The following is a 16,459-nucleotide window of genomic DNA, read 5'->3' on the forward strand; positions in this document are numbered from 1 at the left end:
GTGGACGGAGTCCGCCCCTGAACCCGCATGGACGATGTTGGCCAGGCCATTTCCGGTCAGCGCGATGGCCGCGGCGTCGTTGAAGGTCACCGTGGTGACGCCCGAGCCCAGGGTCAGGGCGATGCCGGTCGCCCCGGCCGGGGCGTTGATCGTCAGGTTATCGTCCGCGACGGTCAGCCCGGTCTCGCCGGAATAGTCGCCGGCCGTAGCCTGGAGGGTGTCGCCCGCCTGCGCGACCGACAGGGCCTCCTCCAGGGTCGAGAAGACGCCGTTGCGCTCCTGGACCCAGGTCCAGCCGGCCGGGAAGGCGTTCTGGCCGATGATCGTGGCTTCGGCATAGGCATTGGCCAGGTCGTAGAACCAGGCGCCGGCCCCCGGGCCGCTGAAGCTGTTGTCCTGGATATCGCCGCCGGCCGCCCAGACCACCAGGGCCGCGAAGCCCTCGGCGAAGTCGCCGCTGAACAGGTTTTCCAGGATCTGGCCGCCGGTCGCCTCCGTCACCAGGCCCGAGCCGCCGGTCCCGGTGAGCAAGTTGTCCAGCAGGTTCACGCCGGTCGATGCCGCGACGCCGCTGGCCGTCCCTCGCACCAGCACCAGGGCCTCGGCCGCCGTGCCGCCGAACACGCTGTCGCTGATCGTGACGCCGTTCTGCCCGCCGCCGAGCCGCAGGCCATAGTCGCCATTGGCGTTGATGGTCACCCGCAGGATCACCGTTCCGCTATTGGCGCCCAGCAGGTCGACGGCCGTCTCGGCGCCGGCGCCGGCGTTGAACACCAGCCGCTCGGCCGCGTCAGCGCGCAGTTCAATGTTGAGGCCGCTGCCGATCTGCAGCGCCGCGCCGCCGGCGGGGCCATTGATGACCACCGTTTCGCCGGCCGCGTTGCGGATGTGCAGGTCATCGACATCGACCACCGCTGTAGCCGACAGATCGTAGGTCCCGCCCTTCAGCAGGATGGTGTCGCCGTCCGTGGCGGCGTCCAGCGCCTCCTGCAGGGTGGCGAAGATCAGGTCATTGGCGTTGTTCCCGCCATTGGCCGCGTCGACCACCAGGGGTGGCGGCTCCAGGCCCTGGCCCTGGAAGCGCTGCATCTGGATCGAATAGCCGCTGCCGTCCTGGTTCTGGGAATGCCAGACGGCCACGAAGCCGCGGTCGAGCATGGCCAGCGCCGGGCCCGACTGGTCGTTCAGGCTGTAGCTGTTGACCAGCACGTCGTCCCCATAGGGCTCCGTTGCATTGCCCTGCGCGTCGAAGCGCCGGGCGACCACACCGTTGCTGGAGCCGTCCGCCTGGTGGCTGGTCCAGGCGACCACGAAGCCGCCATCGGGCGCGGCGACCAGGGTGACCTGGCTCTGGTCCTGATAGGCGATGCCGTTGATCAGGAATTCGCCCCCGACCGCATTGCCCGCCGCGTCGTAGCGCTGGCCGGCAATGCCGTAGCCGGAGTTGTCGCTGTCGGCCCCGGTGTAGGTCTGCCAGGCAATGACGAAGCCGCCGTCCCTGAGGCCCGCGATGCTGGGATAGATCTGGACGGAGTCGGTCAGGGTGTTGACCAGGAACTCCGCCCCGTCCTTCGTGCCGTCGGCGTTGAACCGCTGGCCATACACGCCCCATTCGGCGCCATCGTGAGCGTTCGAGCTCCAGCTGATGACATAGTCGCCATCGGTCAGGGCGGTGATCGCCGGGCTGTGCTGCTGGTCGGTGGTGGTCGCGTTGACCACGGCGTCGACCCCGACCAGTTGGCCGGCGGCGTCAATGCGGCGGCTGGCGACGCCCCAGCTGTCCCCGTCGACGCCTATCGACTGCCAGGTGACCACCACGCTGCCGTCAGCCAGCACAGCGGCCTTCGGCGCCTCCTGCGTCGAGCTGACAAAGCTATTGAGCCGCAGTTCGGCGACCGGGTTGCCGGACGCGTCGGTCAGCATCTCCAGCTGCATGTCGGCGTCGTACTTGCGGGCATAGACGCCCCAGTCGCCGTCCCCCGCGGCGGTGTTGCCGTAGGACTGGAAGACCACCATGAAGCCGCCGTCGGCGGTGGCCACCACGTTGGCGCCGCGCTGTTCGCTGGCGGTGTAGCTGTTGACCCGGAACTCGGTCAGCGGGACCTGGACCATGTTGCCCTGGCCGTCGGGGACCAGGACCGGGTTTCCGCTTCCGTCCAGCACCCACAGCGGATTGCCGCCGGCGTCGGTCAGCTGGATGGCGTCTCCGTCGCTGTCGAAGTGCTTGGCGTAGACGCCCCAGCTCGAGCCGTCCTGACCGTTCGACTGCCAGACCACCACATAGGAGCCGTCCTGTAGCTTGGTGACCGAGGGATAGGTCTGGTCGCTGGTGGCGTAGCTGTTGACCTGCTGCTCCACCCCGGCCGTGTCGATGGCCAGCTCGGTGGCGGCGTTAGGCAGCGGGATGCGCTTGCCGTCCACACCCGCGCCGCTAGCGTCCGTGCCTTCCCAGACCACGATGACGCCCGAGCCGTCGGGCTGCACGGCGATGGCGGGCGTGCTCTGATCGCCGGCGATGGTCTCGTTCAGCCGGAACTCGGCCCCGACCGCGTCGCCGGTGGCGTCGAACCGCTGGCCATAGACGCCCCAGCTGCTGCCGTCCTGGCCCAGGCTGGTCCAGACGACCATGAACCCGCCATCCGGAAGGCTGGTCACCTTCGGCTCCTGCTGGCTGTCGTAGGCGTACGAGGAGACGTGGAACTCGCCGCCACGGGTCGTGCCGTCGGCGTTGTAGACCTGGCCATAGATGCCATAGCCCGAGCCGTCCTGGCCGTTGCTGTGCCAGGTGACCACGAAGCCGCCATCCGTCAGGGCCGCCAGAGAGCCGCCCTCGGCCCCCTGCTCGCCGGCCGTGGTGGAGTTGGCGCGCAGTTCGCCGTCGGCCCCGATGCTGGTCACCGGATGGCCCGAGGCGTCGTAGATCCGCACGAACTGGCCGCCGTCGCTGCCGTCCGGGCCGTACCAGCTGAAGGCGAAGCCGCCGCCGGCTAGCTGGACCACCTGCGCATGCTGCTGGCTGCCGGCCACGGTGACGTTGATCCGCACCTCGTTCGCCGCGACGCCGGCGGCATCGTACATCTGCACGACCGAGCCGTCGGCGGCGTAGCGCTTGGCGTAGATGCCCCAGGTCTCGTCGCCCGGCTGACCGGGCGCGGCTTCCTGATCATAGGACTGCCAGGTGACGATCCAGCCGCCGTCGGCCAGGGCCGTGACTTCCGGCCAGTACTGCTCGCGGGCCGTAGTGTCGTTGATCCGCGAGGGCGAGCCGCCGGCCTCTCCGGCCAGGGTCAGCCGCGCGCCGTCGGCGCCGAACCGCTGTCCGAAGACGCCCCAGCTGCTGTCGTCCTGCTGGGTCCAGCTGACGAAGAAGTCGCCGTCCGCCAGCACCGTCACGTCCGGCCGGTTCTCGAAGTAGCCAGTGTAGCTGTTGACCACGAATTCGGGGGCGCGCGGCGTGCCGTCGGCATTGAACAGCCGGGCGACGATATCGTCCCCGTTAACGTTGCCGTCGCTGGTCCAGACGACAACGAAGCTGCCGTCGGCGAAGGCGGCGACCTGCGGGTCATACTGGCTGTTGGTGGTTGTGGTGTTGACGTCAAACTCGTCGTTGTAGGGTAGCTGGACCTCGGCGACCGAGTTGACGGTCACCCGGATGCTGTCGGTGTTCCAGGCGATGTCGCCGCTGCTGGTCTCGCGCGACTGGGCGCGCAGTTGCAGGGTGAAGTCGGCGTCGCTGTCGGCCGGCGGGCTGATGGTCAGGTTGGCCAGGGTCCAGCCGGCGATGTCGACCGTGCGGTCGGCGGCGGTGGCGGTGAAGCTGTGGGTCCCGTCGCTGAGGGTGGCGCCGACGGGGATTTCGCTGACCTCCAGCGAGAAGGATTCCGAACCGTCGGTGTCCACCAGCCCGCCGCTGACGGTCAGGGCGATGGCGGTGTCCTCGTCTCCGATCGCGTCGCTGGCGGCCAGGTTCGGGCGGTCGGCCACGGCGCCGCCGTTGGGTCCGGTGTCGAAGGTGAAGTGCTGCTGGAAGACGCCCTGGCCGCTGCCGTCCTGGCCGGTCGAGGTCCAGACCACCGTGAAGCCGCCGTCGACCAAGCTGATCGCCGGCTCGCCCTGGTAGCCGGCGCCGAAGGTGTTGACCCGCTGCTCCTCGTTCAGCGTCCGCCCGTCGGCGGCGAACCGCTTGACGAAGACGTCGGAGCCCTCGCGGCCATCGTTGTGATCGCTCTCCCAGGCGACCAGGAAGCTGCCGTCCGGCATGGCCACGATATCGGCCCCGGTCTGGGTTCCGGCCACGCTGCTGGCCACGACGAACTCGGCCCCGCTGCGCTGGCCCGCCGCGTTGTAGATCTGGGCCCAGAGGGTGTTGCCGCTGCCGTCGCCGTAGTCCGACATGTACAGCACCACGAACCCGCCGCCGGCCAGGCCGGAGACCGTCGGATTGTACTGGTTGCCGAGCGTGTCGGTGTTGATCCGGAAGTTGCCGGCCGCGGCCGAGCCGTCAGGCTGGGTACCCCCCAGGGCGGTGACCGTCCCGCCGCTCAGCCCATAGCGCTGGCCGAAGACGCCGATGCCGTTACCGTCGGTGTCATTGTCGCGCCAGACAATGACGAAGCCGCCGTCGGCGGTGGCCGCGATCTGCGGCAGGTATTCGTTGCTGTCGCCGCCGTTCAGGCGGGGGATCTGTTGGTTGACGGTGAATTCGGGGCCGAGCGGAGTCCCGTTCGCCGCGAAGACCCGCGCCTCGACCTCACCATTGTCCTGGTGCCAGGTGACCACGAAGGCGCCGGCGTTGGCCCCGGTGAGGGCGGTGACCTGGGCATCGTACTGGTTGCCGGCCGCGCCGGTGTTGACTTGGAACTGCCCGCCGGTGGCGGCGCCCGCCGCATCGAACCGCTGGCCGAAGATGCCATAGCCCGCGCCATCGCCGACCGAGGACTGCCAGGTCACCACATAGCCGCCGCCCGGCAACGCGGTGACCTGCGGGTTGGTCTGGTCCCCGGTCAGGTTGGTGTTGACGGTGAACTCCGCCCCGACCGGATTGCCGTCGGCGTCATAGCGCTGGGCGAAGATGCCGTTCGAGGAGATGTCGCCGGTCCCCCGGCTCGGCGCGCTGCGCCAGACCACGACATAGTCGCCGCCCTCCAGGGTGGCGATGTCGGGAACCGACTGGTCGTGCGCCGCCTTGCTGTTGACCTGGCCCTCGCCGCCGGTCGGCGCGATGGGCTGGGCGTCGAGGTTGAACCGCGTGCCGAACACGCCCCACCCGGACCCGTCGCCCCAATAGCCGTCGTTGGCCGGATCGTGGCCCTGCCAGACCGCGATGATGCTGCCGTTCGCCCCGGCCGCCAGGAAGGGGAAGGTCTGGTCACCGTAGGTGCGGGAGGCGTCCAGCGGGAACTCCCCGCCGACCGCGTCGCCCTCGGCGTCGAACCGCTGAGCCCAGACGCCGTAGCCGTTCATGTCCTGCGACTGGCCGTGCCAGGCGACCACGAAGCCGCCGTCGGCCAGGGCCACGGCCTGGGCCTTGCTCTGGTCGCTGGCGGTGACGCGATTGGCGATGAACTCGTCGCCGCGCGCCGTGCCGTCGGCGTTGTAGACCCGGCCCATCACCGCCCAGCTGGAGCCGTCGTTGCTGTCGCTCTGCCACAGGACCAGCCAGCCGCCGTCGGCCAGGACGGTGACGTTGGCGTGGAACTGCTGGCCAGCGAGGGTCTGGTTGACGAAGGCCTCGCCGCCGACTGGATTGCCCGACGCATCGTAGCGCCGGATGACCACGTCGAAGGCTGACCCGCCCGCCTGTGTGGCGCTGTTCCACACCGCCACGAAGCCGCCGCCCGGCAGACCGTGGATCGCGGGCCAGCTCTGCTCGCCCGCCGTTGTGGTGTTGAGCTGGAACTCGGCCCCCACCGTCTGGCCGGCGGCGTTGTAGCGCTGGGCATAGACGCCGTAGCTCGACCCGTCCTGCGGCTGCGAATGCCAGGCGATCAGATAGCCGCCATCGGCCAGGGCGGTGATGTCGGAATGGTGCTGATGGCTGAAGCCCGGCGAGTAGGTGTTGACCTGGGTCTCAGCACCCGGATTGCCGGCGGAGTCATAGACCTTCTGGAAGACGTTGTAGTAGGGATCGCCCCCGTTGGTCGCCGTGCCCTGGCCGTAGCTGGTCCAGGTGACCACGAAGCCGCCGCCGGCCAGGGTGACGACCGAGGCCTCCATCTGGGTGGAGTTGGTGTAGGCGTTGACCTGGAATTCCGTGCCGACCGGTGAGCCGTCGGCGGCGTATCGCTGGGCGTAGACGCCCCAGTCGCTGCCGTCCTGGCCGTTCGACTGCCAGACTACGACGTAGGAACCATCGGCCCAGCTGGCCAGGGGCGAGCGGGAGACCTGGTCGCCGCCGACTTCGAACACCTGATTGCCGGCGGTGTGGCTGTTGATCCGTTCGGAGCGGCCGCCGATGTCCATGGCGTCGGCCAGGGCGTCCACGGTGACCGCCACCGTGGCCTCGTTGGTGGCGGTGTCGCCGGTGGCGCTGTCCGTGGAGGTGGCGCGGATGCGCAGGACGAAGTCGGATTCCGAGTCCTGGGGCGGGGTGATGGTCAGGTTGGCCAGGGTCCAGCCGGTGACATCGACGCCGGTGTCGTGGGCCGTGACGGTGAAGCTGTTGACCCCATCGCTGATCGTCGCGCCGACCGGGATGCCGGAAATCGAGACGCTGAGCGCCTCGGTCCCGACCGCCCCGCCGGACAGGGCGGCCGAGATGTCGAGGTCGATGGCGGTGTCCTCGCCCCCCCGCGCCGCGCCGGCGACCAGCACCGGCCGGTGGGCGGTGTCGGCGGTGGCGTTCAGGCCGTCGATGGTGAAGCGCTGCTGCCAGATGCTGCCGCCCGAGCCGTCGTAGGTCTGGCCGTATTCGCTGGTCTCATGCTCCCAGACCACCACGAAGCCATCCGGGGTCGCCGCCACGCTCGGCCAGCGCTGGTTCCCGACCGCGTGGTCGATGTCGACCTGGAACTCCTCGTTCAGCACGCTGCCGTCGGCGGCGAAGCGTTTGGCATAGACCTCCTGGCCATCGGCGGAGTCCACCTGCTCCGAAATCCACACAACGACAAAGCTGCCGTCCGCCAGCACCGCCACCGAGGGATCGGCCTGGGTCCCGTACTGCGCCCCGTTCACCCGGAACTGCGGGCTGCGCAGGGTCCCATCCTCGTTGTAAACCTGGGCCCAGACCGCCAAGCCGAACTGGTCGCTGTGGTTGGACGACCAGGTGATGACGAAGCCGCCGTCCGGCAGTGCAACCATAGAGTTATAACGCTGGTACTGATCGTGATTCGTCTGCAGGTTCACGCGCCAGCTGGCGGGGGCGGCTGTGCCGTCGGCGTTGGTGCCCGGGACCAGGTTCCCGGCGGCGTCGTAGCGGCGGGCGTAGAGGCCTTCGCCGGAGCCGTCGTTGCCGCTGTCCTGGAAGAGGACGAGGAAGCCGCCGTCGGGCAGGCCGAGGGCGCGGCCCTGGTGCTCGGAGTTGTCGGAGGTGTTGACGCTGTCGGCGACGCTGACCCGCGTCTCGGCGCCAACTTTCTCACCCAAGCTGTTGAAACGTTGGAAGAAAACGTCGTACGATGAGCCCCCGCCCATGAAATAGCCGCGGTAGACGGCCACGAAGCCGCCGTCGGCCAGGGCGCTGATCGAGGGGTAGAGCTGCTCACCGGCGGTTGTCGTGTTGAGGCGGAACTCCCCGCCCGCCTTGGTCGCGTCGGCGTTGAAGATCTGGCCCACCGACAGATGGTCGCCATCGCCCAGCTGGCCGTAGGACCCCCAGACCACCGCGAACCGGCCGTCCTCCAGCCGGGTCAGCTGCCAGCTGAGGTCGTAGGCCTGATCCCCGGCCGTCGTGGTGTTGACGATGAACTCCGCCCCGACCCGCTGGCCCTCGGCGTCGAACCGCTGGCCGATCAGGCCCCAGCCGGACCCATCGCCGGTGTTGTAGGTGGTCTGGCTCTGCCAGACGACCACATAGGAGCCGTCCTCGTAGCTGACCACCTGGGGCAGGCGCTGGTTGAAGCCGGTCCCGGTGTTGACCAGGTCCTCGCCGCCGTCGCGGACGATGGCCTGCTCCAGGGCGAAGGTCTTCTGGACCACCCCATAGCCGGTCCCGTCGCTGGTCTGCGAATGCCAGGCCAGCTGGAAGCCGCCCTCGAAGGCGCGGATGCGCGGGCCATACTGCTCGCCGGCGAAGACGCCGGTGTTGGCCATCACCTCGCCCCCGACCTTGTCGCCCTCGGCGTCGAACCGCTGGTAGTAGACGCCCGAAGCGCTGCCGTCGTAGCTGTGCCAGGCGACCAGGAAGCCGCCGTCCGACAGGGCCGCCACCTGGGCGCCCTCGTAGCTGCCGGCATGGGACTGGTAGCCGCCGATGGTCGTGTTGATCAGGAACTCATCGCCTACCGGGGTGCCGGCCGCGCTGACGAAGCGGGCGTAGACGCCCCAGTCGCTGCCGTCCTGGCCGTTGCTGCCCCAGACCACGATGGCCCGGCCGTCCTCAAGTAGGGCGGCGGTGGGCCACAGCTGGTCGCTGGGCCGGTACTGGCTGACGCCGAACTCGTCGGCGGCCACCGTCCCGTCGGCATTGTAGACCTTGCCGTAGACATCGACCGTGCCGTCGATATGGCGGCTGCCGTAGAGCATCAGCAGCTTGCCGTCGGCCATCACAAGCTGGCTGTTCCAGCCCTGCTCGCCGGCGGTCGAGGTGTTGATCATCGTCTGGGCGCGCACGCCCCCGTTGGCCGCCCCGCTCCAGTCGACGAAGGCCCCATTGCCGTCGAACCGCTGGGCGTAGACCCGGTAGGTGGAGCCATCGCCCGGCCCCTCGCTGGAGCCCCAGCTGATCACATAGCCGCCGTCCGGCAGGGCCGTGGCCAGCGGCTCGGCCTGGCGCCCGCCGACATGGTCGTTGACCCGCGCCTCGGCGCCGATCGCCACGCCGGCGGCGCTGAACAGCTGGGCGAAGACCCCCTCCCCGGCCCCGTCCTGGCCGTCCATGCTGTCCCAGACGATCACGAACTTGCCGTCGGCCAGCACCGCCACCCGGGGGTAGAACTGGTTGCCGGCCGTCACCGTGTTGACGTGGACCTCGGCGGCGCCGAGCACCGCGCCGTCGGCCGACACCTTCTGGCCCGACGCGTTGTAGCGCTGGAACCAGATGCCGCCCCCGGCGTCGCCCCCCTGGTCGGTGGAGATCCAGGCGATGATCCAGCCGCCGTCCGGCAGGGTGGCCAGGGTGGGGTGCGACTGGTTCCCGGCAAGCGTGGTGTTGACCAGGGTTTCAACGCGATCGTGAGGCATGGGGGGCAGTCCTTAGACGCGCGCCGCCGCGCGGCGGTGGGCCGGGCGGCTGGCGGTTTGGGGGAAGATCGGGGAAGGGCGCGAGCGCGCGGGAGCGCCGGGGCGGTCGGCGCGGAACGCGCGTCGCGGCGGCGGGTCGGCAAAGAAAAGCATGCGCACTCCCCCAGCGACGCCCCCGCCCGCTGGGGACGGACGAAGAGCGCCTTACGGACGAGTCAGGTGGGATGACGCGCCCTGGGGGCTACACACACCTTGGGGGCAGGGGGTGGCTGTAAACGGGGTGTGAACAGGAGGGGATTGGGGCGCGGCCAGGCTCGCCCCCCCCTAAAATGGGGAAGCCCCGCGCGAGACGGCGGCCTAAAGACGACCGTCCGTATTGGGGGGAGTTTGTCAGATGTGGCGTTGCGCAATCCTGACCGTGGCCACGCTCATGCTGCTCGGGGCCGCCGAGCCGGGGGGCCTCAGCCGCCAGGGGATGCCCGAGCATGAGGTCCAGCGGCTGGCCGGGACGCAGTTCGCCGCCGACTGTGCCGTCTACATGCACTACCGGGCCGCCGAGGAGCCGGACTCCCCGCGCGGCCGCAAGACGGCGGAGGCGCGCGACGCCCTCTATGCCATCACCATGGCCCGCAACCCGAAGATCAAGCCGGCGGGCATGGCGGCCGAGGCGGCCAAGGCGTCGGCGCGGGTTCGCGAGCGGCTGCTGAGCGGCGAACTGACCATCCTGGCGTTCGACAGCGCCTTTTCGCTGTGCGACCGGGAGTTCCGGCTGGGGGTGGTCGAAGCCTGGGACATCCTGGTCGAGGGCGCGGACGGCAGGAAGCGCGAGTATTACGGCGCCCCGCAGATCGTCGAACTGTGCGGCGGGATGTACCGCCATGTGGCGGCCGAGTACCGCACCGCGCCGGGCGGGATCGCCCAGGCGGCGGCCGAGGTCGCCCCCCGATTCACCGTCGAATACGCCCGCCGCACTCGCCGGCCGATGACCGAGGCCGAGGCCATCATGCGGGAGAAGGAGCGGGGCATGACCCGGGCCGCCCAGGAGCGGCGGATCGAGCCCAAGGACGTCAAATGGACGGTCGAGCACTGCGACGAGAAGTTCGCCCTGAACGTGGGCAGCCACGCGGTGACCGCCGCCACCGCCCCCTATCGCCCCAAGCCCGAGACCCCCCAACTGCGCGAGGCCTGCATCGGGCTGCTGAGACAGACCAGCGCCCAGGCCGGGACGGCCGTGGACGAACTCAAGGCGATCGCCGGCGGCAGTTCCTACGCCCGCGCCAAGGTGGCGGCCAAGCTGTGCGGAATCTACAGCGACGGCCATCGGGTAAGCAAGCAACTGGGGTGTCCCACCGAGCTGGTCGAGACCATGAACCGGTCGCGCATGCGGGCCGAGGACACGCTGGCGGAGTTTAACGGGGGGAGCAAGGTTCCGCTGCGGTGTGAGCAGACGCAGTAGGGGCAGGCGATGGAGACACAGGCGCCGCGCATGCCTCTTCCTCCGGGCCCTCGACCTCGACAGGGCGCCGCCGGACGCGGCGGTTGTAGCTGCGCTTGGCGGCCTTGCGGATGCCCGGTCCGAACCGGATCAGCTTGCGCCAGCCCGTGAGGGCGTCTTGCTCGTCACCGCACTTGAGCGGGACACCCAGCCGTTTCTCGTGAGCCATGGTCGATCTCCTGCGAACGAAATCTTCGTTGCAGGAGGGGGTTGAGGGGCGGGATCGGGTCGTCGGCCATGGGGGATGCTAGCACGGCGGCGTGGGACCAACAGGGGATGGCTCCTTCGGCGAGCGGCCGCCCGCCAGTTGGTAGAGAACCTATATAGCGCACCGGCGTCCTCCAAAGTCAGGAAGAGAGGGAACACGGGCTCTGCTGCAAATCAGGACACAATTAATGATCTGGAGCCATCCTAGCCGCACGGCGGGAGGCTTTGATGACGAAGTGGGGTGCAATCACTGAGGAAGAGGCGCTTGAAAAATTGCGGGAGGCTTTGTCCCCTCTCTGTGGAACGCCCGTAGATTATCTTCGCTTGCCAGCAGATATGGCCCTTCAAATGGAGCCATCGCAGATTGGAACTATTGTCGGAACGCTGACGGATTTGATGCTTCCGAGGATCGCCCTCGCAAAAGGAATTGGACTGACGAAGGCCGCCGGCCTCCTAGGAGAGCGGGAAGGGTATCCGGATTTCGTGCATGACGCGGGTTATCGGCTGGAGTTGAAAGGCGCCTTCACCGACAACCCTGCGGTGGAAATGAAACGCCCGCCCACACCGCGTGAACCTTCGGCCCGATTGACCCAAAAAGTAACTGTCAAAAATGTTCAAGCCGATGCAGACGGCTTACTTCTTCTAGTTTACCGACTTGAGCCTCTCACGTCCGATAAAAGCGTCCTCTCACCGACAATCACCGCTGTCGGTGTCTTTCCAGTAATACATTGTGTCTTGGCGCGGGACAGCAGGATGCTAGATGCTGGCGGGCGATGGTTCGGCAACTATGAAACGCCGACAATACTAAGTAAGATCGGACGCTCTGTTAAAAAGCGCGGAGATATCCTCAACACAGCACTCTATGGGAGGAAGGAAAGCGAGGGCCATCACTTTAACGAAGACACAAACTTCGGGAAACTCAAGCGCATACCTTATCGGCCGCTCCAAGAATTTCTCCGCGATAGCGGTTGCCAGTTTTCTCCTGCTGGAAATTATCCCAAGCCGTGGTCAATGTCTAAGGAGGACCGCCAACTCGCAAACGCCCTTGATGTGGCTGGCCAAAATGTCGCTGAGGGCTAAGCCGTATTCAGGATCGAGATATTTTTCCTCAATGCGGGCATCGAGCAGAAGCTCGGCATTTATTCGTGGGTGGTGTCCACCCGTAGCAGCTTCTGACATCATTTCCTGAACGGGCTCGCTCAGCAACCAGGCGACTAAGCCGCCTGCGTTTAGGCCATCGCGGCGCCGAAAGACCAGAAACTCTGTCGAACAATAAAAGTCCTGTTGCTTCAGCATGGCGGAGATGCCTGGAGGCAAAAGGGCTACCTGTCTTAAATACGGCCGGAGTCGGGAAACGATCACATCACCCTCTTGTACGAGCTTCTTGGCACTCGTCCTCGCGCTGGTGGGATCGCCAAGAACTGGAAAGTCAAGGAGGCCGTCCCTCGCGTTGCCGGTATCAAGTACGTACCGGGTGCCCGTTGGCGGAATCGATTGCTTGCTCACTGCGAAAGCAACCTCATGCAATTTCTTCGCCCCGGAAATCCCCTTGGCCGTCTCCGCCGACAGCCAATATTCGGGCGAGAGGGTCCGGTCCGGTCCAGTTTCGAGAAATTTCCGTACGGCTAGCCGCATCACTGGCGCCTCATGTCTTGAGCGATTTCAGCCAAATCATGGTCCAAAGACAAGTACGGCGGACGGTTAGTATCAGCGCTGTCTTTGTAAACAAATGATCCGTTAGACGATTTACCGGATTTATCAGACCTATAGAACTTAATGCTGGAGTTGTAGGCAGTATATGATGGAGACAAGCGGGTGACAAACAACACTGCTGCTTTCTGAGACGTATATGGCAAAAATGTGTAGCGATGCAAGCTGACGACAGCATCCACTGCCGAGTTACGACCTATAAAATCTCTTAAATCCCTAAAGGACTTGCTAGATATCTTATTGTCCGGAAGCACTATAGCCATTCTTCCGCCGACCTTAAGAAGACGCAAGCACCTCTCCACAAATAGAACGTCACGCTCAAGGCGGCTCCTGTAGACGTTAGCTAGCTCATATTCGGATGTGAATAGCTCATGAGATACGTCCCCTGCAAACGGTGGGTTCGTTAATATCACATCGAAACCTGCGAATTCATCGCCCATGAAAGCTTCAATGGTGGCGGAATCGCACTTTCCGTTACCGAATTTTAGACTATCGGCCTGATGCACATTGATGCGCGAATCGGCCCCGATTAGGGATACCATTTTGGCCACTTGAATTGCCCGGTGCGAATAATCAAAACCGTACAAGGCGGGGGCCCCACCGTACTTCGAGAGCGAGTAGCTGTCAGCGGACTTTAGGAAGGCAGCGCTACCACATGCTGGATCACAGACTATTTCGTGAGGTTTGGGGTCAATTATTTCAACACACATATCTACAACATGTCTGGGTGTAAAATATTGTCCTTTGTCAGACTTATAAGACCGGGAAGTAAGGTGCTCGAAGGTTTGGTCCAAGGCCGTAAAGTCTTGTCCCGAAACACTAACTTCGCCAAACGTAACGCGAATATCGTCAAACAAGTTTGGGGGCATTTGCAAATTAACTGCACCGTCAAGAATATCTGTGATTTCTGCGGTGTGATCTGAGAGGTATTCGTTGCATTCGACCATCGCCGGTAGGCCTATAGCGCCGTCCCGCTCAGAGAAATATTTTGCTAGAATGAGCCGCAGTATCTCGTAAAACTCATCAATACCGCTGTGAGACATAATGATTTCCTGCATTCTGCGGATGCGAGACGGAAAATCGATTCCAAACTGATGTCGCTTTGCCATGACCTACGTCATATTTTTGATTGTGACGTAGGTCATATGTGGCTTCGCTTTGTTCCGCAAGCCTGTTATTCCCCGCGAGTGAGAGGTGCATGAGCATGTTTCCTACCGAGGCGGACGTCCTAGGTTCTGTTACCAACGCGGCCTTTTCCATGAAGAACTGGACAAAGCATGGTCTCGATCCGTCGTTTGGTGGGCGTCCTTATCCTTATCTGGAGGATTACAGGCGCCTAGACGGCCATCCGCTGCGCAGAGAGATGGTGTTCAGTCATTCATATGAGTCGGTGAGAAAAGGGATTATCTCATCAATCAAATGGGGCTTCCCTACTGGTGGACGGCCCGGCGGTCCCTGGCGGCAGTTCTCGGCTGCATTTCGGTCTGACTTGCTGGAGGAAATGGTCCAGCAGTTTAGGTCGAACCGGAACATATGCGGAAGTCATCTGATTTCGAGGCTGAACTCTGCCGTGCCTGGAGTTGGCACTGCTACCACCACAAAGATTGCGTATTTCGCGGGCCTAACAACCGCTGATGGCGCATGCATGATTTACGACTCCATGGTCCGCAGAGCCATCGCGGTTTCACCATGGCCGGAATTTCAGGCGCTAAGGCAGACTATAAATTCCCGAAGCGCGGACCTATCAATCAAACAACAGCTAGATACTTATCCGCAGTATTTACGAGGATTGAACGACGGCGCTGCTAGGCGGGGCGTGCAACCTAGCCAAATAGAATTATTTCTGTTCAACCAGGGTCGCTTGCTCCCTGCGAGAAGGTAATGAAGGTGGTCCCCGCCCCAATCCTCGGTCCAATTAGGACTGGGGCGGGTTCAGCGAATAGCTCGTCGCTGTCTAACGGACCTAACTCAGCACGGCTGGGAGCCTACCGCCACAGATTTGTCGACCAGGAGGAGTTGGGCGTCGCCGTACTATCACTACTTCGAGGCTCGCCCATGTCCCGAATTCGGGCAAAAACTTCGGTGACAGTTCACTCAGGTGTGGCGCGCGCTGCTTCTGCGCCGCACGCCTGCCGATGAGACAACTAAGGCTTCAACAGCCGCTGAGGGCCGGCGCTGCCCTCATTTGACCAGGCTTCGCCAGAGCTCGCAGAACCACCTGCTCCCGCCAAGCAGGAGAAGGGAAGGATCAGGTGGTTCGGTGCAAGCCAGTGCGCCCTACCTTCGCCCGCTCCACACTTCGCGATCCCCCTCCCCCCGTGAACGGGGAGGATAGGCGCGCTTCGCGGTGGGGGATTGGGTCAGCGTCTGCACGGCACCGGCAGGGGCGCCGCAGGGGGCAGTGGACTGTAGGAGACAGGTACTCCGGGCTGGAACGTGGAAACCTGGCGGCGGCGGGGGTGCGAAGAACCAGTCCCCTTGGGTGCCGTTCTGGAGGCTAGGTGCGGCCCGTGGCGGAGTGGGGTATTCTGGGGGTTGGTGTTTCAGGGATGGACGCGATGAGCGACGCCATTGGTCGGGGGGATCTGGTGCTGTGCGTCAATGCGGCGCCGAACCATGTGACGGGGGCGCCGGTGCCGTTGGTGGCGGGGGAGACCTATCGGGTCTGGGAGGTGCTGGAGTTTGCCTGTCCTTGCGGGCGGGGGGATGCGTTGCTGGACGTGGGGATCGATTTCGCCTGGTGTCAGACGCGGTTTCGGCTGTTGCCCAAGCCGAAGGCGCGGGAGAAGCCGCGGAAGGTGGCGGCGCCGAAGGAGACGGAGAAGGTGGGCTGAGGCCGGGGGCTGGTTGCGGGTAGCGTTCGGGGGCCGGCGTTGCCGTGATCCGACCCTCGGATCAAGTGCGAGGGCCGCTTTCTCCCGGGGAGCGGGAGAGGGGCGGTTTGGGGGTTTTGCGGCTGGAGTGTGGTTGGGGTTGGCGGCGGCGCTGACCGGGGACAGGGAGGCCGCTTTGCAGCCACCCTGTCCCCAGGCTTGCTTTTTGACTGTATTTTTTGTACAGTTGTGGGATGTCACAGATCATCGATCCCAAGGCTCCGGCGCCGGCCGGCGGCTTTCGCACGGCTGAGCAGATCATCCATCAGGCCGGCGGAGCGACAGGCGTCGCCCGGGCGCTGGGGCGACCGGCAACGACTGTGTCGAACTGGCGGACATGCGGCGTGCCACGCGAAAACTGGGCCGAATTCGTCGCTCGGGGCTGGGCGAGCGAGGCGGAACTGACGGCATCGGAACCTGTCAGGAAGAACCGGCGATACGCCCCCGCCGCATCCGCCGAAGTCCTGAAGGCCCGGGTGGAGGCGCGCGTCGCGGCGGGGATTTTCAGTGTCGAGCAGATTTTCAAGGACGGCGGTGGCCCCACTGTCATGGCCAGATGGCTGGGCCTGGGGCGCACGACGGTCGCAAAGTGGCTGGAAGCCGGCATCCCCACCGATCATTGGGACCTCATGGTGGAAGCCGGGCTTGCCGCGAGCCGGGAGGAACTGCACCGGGCGTGCGATGCGATGAAGGCCCCCTGCATCTCAAGACCGCCAGTGGGGCTGGCGCCCCCTGCTCCTCCGCTGGTCAGCGAGGCGGAGCGGGGGCGGGTGTTGGGTTGGAAGGGCGGGTTGCTGGCGTTTACGCAGGCGATCGACATTCCGGGGCTGGGGCC

Annotated in this window: 7 protein-coding genes; 4 read left to right on the top strand and 3 right to left on the bottom strand. The window is 65.5% G+C overall.

Annotated features, from left to right (window positions below; all coding sequences use genetic code 11):
- Positions 1–9,339 (bottom strand): hypothetical protein (locus GVN21_RS19295; protein ID WP_205690191.1); only part of this gene is annotated, 9,339 nt, incomplete at its 3' end.
- A gap of 394 nt (positions 9,340–9,733) precedes the next feature.
- Here GVN21_RS19295 and GVN21_RS19300 point away from each other — a divergent pair.
- Positions 9,734–10,795, top strand: a complete 1,062-nt coding sequence (locus GVN21_RS19300; RefSeq protein ID WP_166576370.1) for a hypothetical protein — start codon at positions 9,734–9,736, stop codon at positions 10,793–10,795.
- Between the two features lie 474 nt (positions 10,796–11,269).
- Positions 11,270–12,121 carry a hypothetical protein gene (locus GVN21_RS19305; protein WP_166576371.1) on the top strand — a complete coding sequence of 284 codons (852 nt, stop codon included), beginning with the start codon at positions 11,270–11,272 and terminating at the stop codon, positions 12,119–12,121.
- On the opposite strand, the gene GVN21_RS19310 is transcribed toward GVN21_RS19305, so the two are convergent.
- On the bottom strand, positions 12,050–12,676 hold the full coding sequence (locus GVN21_RS19310; protein ID WP_166576372.1) for a hypothetical protein: 627 nt from the start codon (positions 12,674–12,676) through the stop codon (positions 12,050–12,052). The genes GVN21_RS19305 and GVN21_RS19310 overlap by 72 nt on opposite strands.
- A complete protein-coding gene (locus GVN21_RS19315; RefSeq protein ID WP_166576373.1) occupies positions 12,676–13,860 on the bottom strand; it encodes an N-6 DNA methylase in 1,185 nt (394 codons plus the stop codon). The genes GVN21_RS19310 and GVN21_RS19315 overlap by 1 nt, the downstream gene beginning before the upstream one ends.
- A gap of 1,449 nt (positions 13,861–15,309) precedes the next feature.
- Between GVN21_RS19315 and GVN21_RS19320 the strand changes: the two genes are divergently transcribed.
- Positions 15,310–15,585 carry a hypothetical protein gene (locus GVN21_RS19320; RefSeq protein ID WP_166576374.1) on the top strand — a complete coding sequence of 92 codons (276 nt, stop codon included), beginning with the start codon at positions 15,310–15,312 and terminating at the stop codon, positions 15,583–15,585.
- A 233-nt stretch (positions 15,586–15,818) separates the two neighbouring features.
- A partial coding sequence (locus GVN21_RS19325; protein WP_166576375.1) for a hypothetical protein occupies positions 15,819–16,459 on the top strand: 641 nt, incomplete at its 3' end.

The sequence above is a fragment of the Caulobacter sp. SLTY genome (genome assembly GCF_009905535.1).
Taxonomy (GTDB): domain Bacteria; phylum Pseudomonadota; class Alphaproteobacteria; order Caulobacterales; family Caulobacteraceae; genus Caulobacter.